This is a genomic window from Kitasatospora sp. NPDC059973 (assembly GCF_042737525.1).
Taxonomy (GTDB): Bacteria; Actinomycetota; Actinomycetes; order Streptomycetales; family Streptomycetaceae; genus Kitasatospora.
In genome coordinates this window covers 1-6515 of the sequence record NZ_JBHWUI010000274.1, presented here as the reverse complement: position 1 = coordinate 6515, position 6515 = coordinate 1, and the positions used below count along the sequence as shown (strand labels likewise).

5 protein-coding genes are annotated in these 6515 nt (G+C 73.4%); 3 read left to right on the top strand and 2 right to left on the bottom strand.

Translation table 11 applies throughout. The annotated features are described in order from the left end of the window. Positions 1–49: 49 nt before the first annotated feature. The gene (lon, locus tag ACFWA9_RS37440) at positions 50–2443 is read right to left on the bottom strand and encodes an endopeptidase La (protein WP_380393723.1); all 2394 of its coding nucleotides are present in this window, start codon (positions 2441–2443) and stop codon (positions 50–52) included. A gap of 164 nt (positions 2444–2607) precedes the next feature. After that, complete coding sequence (locus ACFWA9_RS37435) at positions 2608–3366, bottom strand: rhomboid-like protein (RefSeq protein ID WP_380393720.1); 759 nt, start codon at positions 3364–3366, stop codon at positions 2608–2610. 575 nt (positions 3367–3941) lie between these two features. Here ACFWA9_RS37435 and ACFWA9_RS37430 point away from each other — a divergent pair. From ACFWA9_RS37430 to ACFWA9_RS37420, 3 genes are all read left to right on the top strand, one after another. After that, entirely contained in the window at positions 3942–4679 is a 738-nt protein-coding gene (locus ACFWA9_RS37430; RefSeq protein ID WP_209411241.1) for a response regulator transcription factor, read from the top strand. Between the two features lie 78 nt (positions 4680–4757). Beyond that, positions 4758–5885 (top strand): ATP-binding protein, encoded by a 1128-nt coding sequence (locus ACFWA9_RS37425; protein ID WP_329489573.1) that lies wholly within the window; start codon positions 4758–4760, stop codon positions 5883–5885. A gap of 336 nt (positions 5886–6221) precedes the next feature. Beyond that, positions 6222–6515, top strand: a 294-nt coding sequence (locus ACFWA9_RS37420; RefSeq protein WP_380393716.1) for a hypothetical protein, incomplete at its 3' end; no start/stop codon positions are given.

The following is a 6515-nucleotide window of genomic DNA, read 5'->3' as shown; positions in this document are numbered from 1 at the left end:
GGCGGGAGCAGCGCGCTCCGCCGGGCCGCCGCCCGTTCCCGTCCCGCCGTCAGGCGGCGACCAGCACCTCGGCCGGCTCCAGGGCCAGCTCCAGCACCTCCCGCACGTCCGCCACCGGGTGGACGGTGAGCCGCTCCAGCACCTCGGCCGGGACGTCGTCCAGGTCGGCCTCGTTGCGCTTGGGGATGATCACCGTGCTGACCCCGGCCCGGTCGGCGGCGAGCAGCTTCTGCTTCACCCCGCCGATCGGCAGCACCCGCCCGGTCAGCGACACCTCACCCGTCATCGCCACGTCCGTGCGCACCCGGCGGCCGGAGAGCAGCGAGGCCAGGGCGGTGGTCATGGTGATGCCGGCGCTCGGCCCGTCCTTGGGGACGGCCCCGGCGGGGACGTGCAGGTGCACGCCCCGGTCGCGCAGCGAGGTGACCGGCAGCTCCAGCTCGGCGCCGCGCGAGCGCAGGTAGGAGAGCGCGATGTGCGCGGACTCCTTCATCACGTCGCCCAGCTGCCCGGTGAGGGTGAGCCCGGTGCCGCCCGTCTCGGCGTCCGCCAGCGAGGCCTCGATGTACAGGACGTCGCCGCCGGCGCCCGTCACCGCCAGGCCGGTCGCCACACCCGGTACGGCGGTTCGCCGCTCGGCGGGCTCCTGGGCCGCCTCCGGGACGTGGTGCGGGCGGCCGATCAGCGCGCGCAGCTCGCCCGCGCCGATCGCGGCGGGCAGCTCGCGCTCGCCCAGCTCGGACTGCGCGGCGATCTTGCGCAGCACCCGGGCGATCGAGCGTTCGAGGGTGCGGACGCCGGCCTCGCGGGTGTACTCCCCGGCGAGCTTGCGCAGCGCCTCCTCCTCGACGGAGACCTCCTCGCTCGTCAGGCCGGCCTTCTCCAGCTGGCGCGGGAGCAGGTGGTCCCGGGCGATGACGACCTTCTCGTCCTCGGTGTAGCCGTCCAGCCGGACCAGCTCCATCCGGTCGAGCAGCGCCTCCGGGATGGCCTCCAGCACGTTGGCGGTGGCGAGGAAGACCACGTCCGAGAGGTCCAGCTCGACCTCCAGGTAGTGGTCCCGGAAGGTGTGGTTCTGCGCCGGGTCCAGCACCTCCAGCAGGGCGGCCGCCGGGTCCCCCCGGTAGTCGGAGCCGACCTTGTCGATCTCGTCGAGCAGGACGACCGGGTTCATCGAACCGGCCTCCTTGATGGCGCGCACCAGGCGGCCGGGCAGCGCGCCGACGTAGGTGCGCCGGTGGCCGCGGATCTCCGCCTCGTCCCGGACGCCGCCGAGCGCCACCCGGACGAAGGTGCGGCCCATCGCCCTGGCCACCGACTCGCCCAGCGAGGTCTTGCCGACGCCGGGCGGCCCGACCAGGGCCAGCACCGCACCGCCGCGGCGGCCGCCGACCAGGCCGAGCCCCTGGTCGGCCCGGCGCTTGCGGACGGCCAGGTACTCGACGATCCGGTCCTTGACGTCCCCGAGGCCGGAGTGGTCCGCGTCCAGCACGGCCCGGGCGCCGGCGATGTCGTAGGCGTCCTCGGTGCGCTCGTTCCAGGGCAGCTCCAGGACGGTGTCCAGCCAGGTGCGGATCCAGGAGCCCTCGGGCGACTGGTCGGACGCCCGCTCCAGCTTGTCGACCTCCTTGAGCGCGGCCTCGCGGACCTTCCCGGGCAGGTCGGCGGCCTCGACCCGGGCGCGGTAGTCGCCCTCCTCGTCGGCCGGGTCGCCGTTCAGCTCGGCCAGCTCCTTGCGGACGGCCTCCAGCTGGCGGCGGAGCAGGAACTCCTTCTGCTGCTTGGCCACGCCCTCCTCGACGTCCTTGCGGATGGTGTCGTTGACCTCCTCCTCGGCGAGGTGGTCGCGCAGCAGGGTGAGGGCGTACTCCAGGCGGGCCACCTGGTCGGCCTCCAGCAGCACCTTGAGCTTCTGCTCCGCGGTGACGAAGGACGCGTAGCCGATGTTGTCGGCCAGCTCGCCGACGCCCTCGATCTGGGCCACCCGGTCGACGATCTGCCAGGCGCCGCGCTTGCGCAGCCACTGGGTGGAGAGCGCCTTGTACTCCCGGACCAGCTCGGCGGCGCGGCCGGCCACCGGCGTGCCCTCCGAGGACTCCCGGAACGGCGTGGTCTCCACCCAGAGCGCGGCGCCGGGCCCGGTGGTACCGACGCCGATCCGGACCCGGCGCACGGCGCGGACCAGCGCGGCCGGCTCCCCGTCGGCCAGTCGCCCGACCTGCTCGACGGTGGCGAGGGTGCCGACCGCCGCGTACGAGCCGTCCACCCGCGGCACCAGCAGCACCTGGGGCTTGGTGGCGCCGGCGGCCGCGGCCCGCGCGGCCTCGACCGCGGCACGCACCTCGGTGTCCTTGAGGTCCAGCGGGACGACCATGCCCGGGAGCACGACCTCGTCGTCGAGCGGCAGTACGGGCAGGGTGAGCGGAGTGGACGTCGATGCCATGATCTCTCCCCAGTCAGCGAAGTTGAGTTGACCTGACTAAGGTTTCGCGGCGATGGAATGTTCCCCCCGCCCTGTTCGCCGGGAGCGAACAAGGAGGAGTTCGGGAAGGGGGTGTCAAAAACGCCTCGCGGGGGCGCGCACCGCCCCCCGGGAGCACCCGGCAGTTACGCGCGGTCCAGCAGGGCGGTCGCCCCCTGGGCCTGCGCCGGACCCGTGGCGCCGACGGCCGCCGCCTCCGGGCGCCGCCACCGGGGGCCGGGCCCGTTCCGCAGCCAGCGCCAGAGCGCGACCCCGGTCAGCAGCGCCACCGGGTGGCCGACGCCGGTCACCAGGTCCCGATCGCCGGCGATCTGCTCGGCGACCAGGACGGCGGCGCCGCCGAGCGCGAGCAGCCGCCCGCGCGGCGGCAGCAGCCCGGCCAGCGCACCGAGACTGACCAGCACGCCGTAGCTGACCCCGATGTCCAGGCAGTCCAGCGCGCGGGGCTCCATCCGGCCGGTCGCCACGGCGGTGATCACCACCGACTGGGAGAGCACCGTCGCCGTGACGTGCCCGATCCCGAAGACCGCCGCGGCCCGGACGGCGCCCACCCGGCGCTCCAGCGGCGCGACGGTGAAGGCGAAGGCCCAGAGGTAGGGCATCCAGATCGTCCCGGCCACCCAGAAGCCGCTGAACAGCAGGGCGCGCAGCGGGTGGTGGACCAGGTTGTGCCCGTCCGAACTGGAGGCCTCCTGCAGCCGGAGCACGAGGTCCGGGTCGGCCAGCCCGGCGAAGGTGGTGGTGGCCACGACCACGGCGAGGTAGCCGAGCGCGAAGGGGTTGCGCCGGGGCGTCGGCACCCGGGCGAGCACCCAGACGGCCAGGCCGGTCCGCAGGCCGAACCGGAGCATCCCGTACGGCGGCCCCGGACGCGGCCCGCTCACCACAGCGTTCCTCCGCAGCTCCGCCATGCCGCCTCCGCTCCAGACCCGCAGCCTCCGGCCCCCGTCCGGTGCTCAACGTACCGGCGCGCGCCGGAAATCCCACCTGTGCGACTTGTCGTGACCACGGTACTTCGGGGTCCTGGGAGCCAGCTGGGAATACCCCGTGAACATCATGTGGCGCGCGACTCCACGATTGGTACAGACCTGCACTCCGTCTACGCACGAGTAGCGGCGCTGACCGGCGGCTTGTCGTCAACTGGAGTGCATACGTACCGTCACGCAGTGAAAAATCGGCGGGTAAGGTACTGGCCCGTGCCCACTTCCGAGTGGGTCCGACGGGCGGCCGGACGGCCGGCCCACGGGCCGGAAACATCCGGTCCACCTGCCGGGAAGCACCGGGTGTCCGTACGCTGCGCAGTGTGCGGGAGCGGTGGGCAGTCCACACCTGTCCCCCGACTCCGCACGCGCTACGGGACGGCGGACCCGGCACAGTCCACGACGGAACAAGACTACGAGCGGAGCCTCGCCATCCCCACAGGTGGCCGGCCCGCAGCCCTGGGGGCGGTGGCGTGACCGTGACAGAAATTCAGCAGGACAACCAGAACAGCGGCGGCACGGTGAGCAGCCAGCGCAGAGTGCTGGTGGTGGAGGACGAGCCCACGATCGCCGAGTCGATCGCGGCCCGGCTGGGCGCGGAGGGCTTCAAGGTCGCCGTGGCCCACGACGGCCCGGGCGCGGTCGACGGGTTCCACACCTGGCAGCCCGACCTGGTCGTGCTCGACATCATGCTGCCCGGCTTCGACGGCCTCGAGGTGTGCCGCCGGATCCAGGCCCAACGCCCGGTACCGGTCCTGATGCTGACCGCGCGTGACGACGAGACGGACCTCCTGGTCGGCCTCGGCGTGGGCGCCGACGACTACATGACCAAGCCGTTCTCCATGCGGGAGCTGGCGGCCCGGGTCAACGTCCTGCTGCGCCGCGTCGAGCGTGCCCAGCAGGCGGCCCGCACACCGGCGCTCGGCTCGCTGCGCTTCGGCGAGTTGGAGATCGACCACGTGCAGCGCCGGGTCCGGCTGGCCTCGGGCGACGTCCACCTGACGCCGACCGAGTTCGACCTGCTCGCCTGCCTGGCCGCACAGCCGCGGGCGGTACTCACTCGCGAGCAACTGCTGGCCGAGGTCTGGGACTGGACGGACGCGTCCGGCACCCGCACCGTGGACAGCCACGTCAAGGCGCTGCGCCGGAAGATCGGCGCCAGCTGGATCCGCACCGTCCACGGGGTCGGCTACGCGCTGGAGGCCCCGCTCTCCTAGCGGCGCCTCGGGCACCGGGCCTCCGGGGGGCCCGTGTCCCGAACCGCCGCGCGGACCCGCGGGGATCACAGGGGAGCAATGACCTTTCCACAGCAACGCAACGGCGACGCCGACGGCGCCCGGCCCACGCTGGCCGCCCGCGCCGCCCACCGGGTGTGGGCCGACATCCGGCCGCTCGACCCGGTCCGCTCGATCAAGGGCAAGCTCGCCCTCCTGGTGATCGTCTCGGTCTTCCTCGCCACCGGCATGGTCGTGGTGGCGATCCGCTCCGAGACGCAGATCCGGATCATCATGGTCTTCTCCATGATCGCTTCGCTGCTCTTCATGCAGTTCCTCGCGCACGGGCTGACCGCCCCGCTGCGCGACATGACCGCCGCCGCCCGCGCGATGGCCTCCGGCGACTACAGCCGCCGGGTCGAGGTGAGCTCCCGGGACGAGATCGGCGAGCTGGCGGCCACCTTCAACCACATGGCGGCCGACCTGGAGGCCGCCGACCGGCACCGCCGCGAGCTGGTCGCCAACGTCTCCCACGAGCTGCGCACGCCCATCGCCGCGCTGCGCGCCGTGCTGGAGAACGTCGTCGACGGCGTGGTCCAGCCCAATCCCGCGACCCTGGGCGCCGCCCTGGAGCAGACCGAACGGCTCGGCCGGCTGGTCACCCACCTGCTCGACCTGTCCAAGATCGACGACGGGGTGGTGGACCTGGACGCGCGCCCCTTCGAGGTGCGCGAGTTCCTGGACGGCGTGCTGCGCGGGGTCACCGTGGACGGCGCGACGGCCGGCGGGGCCTTCTCCCGGCGCGGGGACGTCCGGCTGGCCCTGGAGGTCAGCCCGGCCGGCCTGACCGGCGTGGCGGACACCGAGCGGCTCCACCAGGTGGTCGCCAACCTGGTCGACAACGCCTGCAAGCACTCCCCGCCCGGCGGCACCGTGACGGTCCGGGCCCGGCCCGGCGGCGAGCCCGGCGCGCTGCTGCTGGAGGTCGAGGACGAGGGGCCGGGCATCCCGGCGGCCGACCGCACCCGGGTCTTCGAGCGGTTCAGCCGCAGCGGCACCGCCACCGCCCAGGGGCCCGGCTCCGACGGCGGCACCGGGCTGGGGCTGGCCATCGCCCGCTGGGCGGTGGACCTGCACGGCGGGCGGATCGAGGTGGCGGAGGCCTCGCCCGGCTGCCGGATCGAGGTCCGGCTGCCCGGCCCGCGGTAGCGCCCGCCCGGGGTCCGCTCGGCGGCCCCGGGCACCCGCCCGCGTCGATCGGACGTCGCCCGCATGTCACAGAAGCGACACAGACGTGGACGGACGATCCGGGTGGCTCCGGACTATGATTTGTCCGGTTTCATCCATATATAGCGGCTGATCGGAAGCGATCGCTTCCCATCCGAGGCGGCTTTCTAACGCACATTTTCAGCCAACCTGCAGGTCAGGACTGTGATCTGGGCGACGCCTGAGCCCTGGGGACTGCGCGATCACTGGTCAGGGGCGTAGCCTTAATCCCCGCTGTCCAAACATCCCAAAAGGAAGCGGAAGAGGGCGGTTGCCGCCGTGTCGCCACAGTCCCAAGAAACCCCCAACAGCTCGGCAAGCTCCACTGGCTTCGGCCCCAATGAGTGGCTCGTCGACGAGATCTACCAGCAGTACCTCCAGGACCCGAACTCGGTCGACCGAGCCTGGTGGGACTTTTTCGCCGACTACAAGCCCGGTACCGAGGTGACCCCAGTGACCCAGGCCGCGACCCAGGTCGGCCCCACGCCGACCCCCGTTGCCGCCCCCGCGCCCGCCGCTGCTGCTCCGGCCGCGCCCGCCCCCGCCGCACCGGCCGCGCCAGCGCCCGCCGCC